The organism is Kitasatospora sp. NPDC091257 (genome assembly GCF_044757675.1).
Classification (GTDB): Bacteria; Actinomycetota; Actinomycetes; order Streptomycetales; family Streptomycetaceae; genus Kitasatospora; species Kitasatospora lactacystinica.
On the sequence record NZ_JBIVVI010001282.1, the window covers coordinates 1 to 2,469 of the forward strand.

Annotated in this window: 1 protein-coding gene; it reads right to left on the reverse strand. The window is 79.5% G+C overall.

The features are described 5' to 3' along the window. Positions 1-2,262 (reverse strand): [protein-PII] uridylyltransferase (locus tag ACIQOV_RS37330; RefSeq protein ID WP_401055231.1); only part of this gene is annotated, 2,262 nt, incomplete at its 3' end. Between the last annotated feature and the right edge of the window lie 207 nt (positions 2,263-2,469).

The following is a 2,469-nucleotide window of genomic DNA, read 5'->3' on the forward strand; positions in this document are numbered from 1 at the left end:
GCAACGACAGCGCCTCCTGGTCCAAGGACGCGGCCGGCAAGCTGACCCGCGACGTCTGCGCGGGGCGGCGGCGTCCCGCTCGGCGAGGCGGCGGGCGACGTCCAGCGAGCCGTCCAGTGCCCGGCGCAGGTCGGCCCGCAGCCGGGCCGCCTCCGGCAGCTCGCCGTACTCGGCCGCCACCCGCCAGGACAGCACCAGCACCGGCCCGGCGCCCACCGGGTCCAGCTCGCGCAGCCCGGCCGAACGGACGGCCAGCCGGTGCAGCGCGAGCACCCCGGCGGCGGTGCCGAGCAGTCCGGGACGGTCCGGGACCGCCAGGTTCAGCTCGACGCCCATCGGCTCGGCGCCCGGCTCCGCCCCCTCCGACCGGGCCCGCAGCGACAGCGCCGGCTGCCCGGTCCGGGCGGCCTCGACCGCCAGCCGCTCCTGCTCGGCGGTCGGCGCCGCCTCGACCGGCGGGACTCCCGCCCCGGCCAGCCGGTCCGCCACCCGGGCCACCAGCCCGTCCACCAGCGAGGCCCGCCAGCCGCTCCACGCGGCCGGCCCGGTGGCCAGCGCGTCCGCCTCGGTGAGCGCGTGCAGCAGCTCCAGCTCCGGCAGGGTGGTGACCGCCTTGGTGATCGCCTCGACGGTGGCCGGGTCGTCCGGATCGCGCCGGGTCGCGGTGTCCACCAGGGTCAGGTGGTGGCGGACCAGTACCGCCAGGGTCTCGGTGTCCTCGGGGCCGAAGCCCATCCGGGCGCCGAGGTCGCGGACGATCACCTCGCCGGCCGCGCTGTGGTCCCCCGGCCAGCCCTTGCCGATGTCGTGCAGCAGCGCGGCGACGAGCAGCAGGTCCGGCCGGGCCACCCGGCGGGTCATCGCGGCGGCCCGCACCGCCGTCTCCACCAGGTGCCGGTCCACCGTCCAGCGGTGCACCGCGTTGCGCTGCGGACGGCAGCGCACCCGCTCCCAGTCCGGCAGCAGCCGGCGGACCAGCCCCTGCGCCTCCAGCGCCTCCCACACCGGGACGGCCGACTCCCCCGCGCCCAGCAGGGTGACCAGCTGCTCGCGCGCCTCGTCCGGCCAGGGCACCGGCAGCGGGCGGCACTCGGCGGCCAGTCGGCGCACCGTGGCGTACGAGACGGTCAGCCCGTTCTGCGCGGCGGCGGCCGCGGCGCGCAGCGTCAGCACCGGGTCGGCGGCGGGGCGGGCGCCCCGGGCGAGCACCGCCTCGCCGTCCTGCTCGACCACGCCCTCGGCGAGCGGCCGCCGCTCGACCGCGCCCCGGGCCACCGCGCCGGTGCCGCGTCCGGAGCCGACGAACCGGATGCCCGGCCGGCGCACCCGCCGGGCCCGGCCGCCGCGGGCCGCGAGCACCCGGTCCACCGCCCGCCAGGTGACGTCGCCCGCGTACGCGATGGTGCGGGCCGCCTCGTAGACCTGGCGCAGCAGGGTGTCGGCGTCCAGCACCCCGAGCCGCTCGGCGACCTGGTCCTGGTCCTGGAGGCTGAGCCGTTCGGTGGCCCGGCCGGTGACCAGGTGCAGGGCGTCGCGCACGTCGGCCAGCCGCTGTGCGGCGGCGTCCAGGCCTTCCCGGGGCGCGTCGGCCAGCCAGGTGGCGGCGATCGCGTCCAGCGCCACGACGTCGCGCAGGCCGCCGCGGGCCTCCTTGAGGTCGGGCTCCAGCAGGAAGGACAGCTCACCGTGCCGTTCGGCCCGCTCGCGGCCCAGCTCTCGAAGCTCCGGCAGGCGCGCGGGGGCGCTCGCGCGCCAGTCGGTGAGCACCGCGGCGCGCAGGGCGTCGGTGAGCGCCCGGTCCCCGGCGAGGTGACGGGCGTCCAGCAGGCCGAGCTGGACCTTGAGGTCGGCGGCGGCGACCGAGCGGGCCTGGGCGACGGTGCGCACGGCGTGGTCGAGCCTGGCGCCCGAGTCCCAGACCGGGTACCAGATCCGCTCGGGCAGCTCCCGGGGGATCGGGCCGTCGTGCAGAAGCAGGACGTCCAGGTCGCTGCGTGGGGACAGCTCGCCCCGCCCGTACCCGCCGACCGCGACCAGGGCGACGCGGGGCGGGGCGCTGGCGGCCGCGAGCAGACCGGCCAGCCAGTCGTCGGCGAGCCGGGCGAGCGCCCGGCGGCGGGGGCGGCCGCCCGGGCCGGGGCCGGCCAGCAGCGCGGCCCGGGCGGCGGCCCTGCCCGCGAGGTCGAAGGGGTCCGCGGGGTCGCAGGAGCCACCCGGGACGACGGGGTCGGAGGGCTCGGAGGGGCTGGTCTCGGAGGTCATGCGCGTGGTCCCGTCCGTCGTGCTGCTGAGCCGTCGTGCTGGTGAACCGCCGTGCCGCGCGGGCCGCCGGTGCGGGCGAACCGTCGAGTCGCGCGGGCCGTCGTGTCGTGCGAACCGTCGTGCCGCCGCCCCGACCTCCGGGCGGGCCGTTCGGCCGGCCCGGAGGACGCCGTTGCGCCGTCGGGCGGACCCGCGCACCCGGGGGTG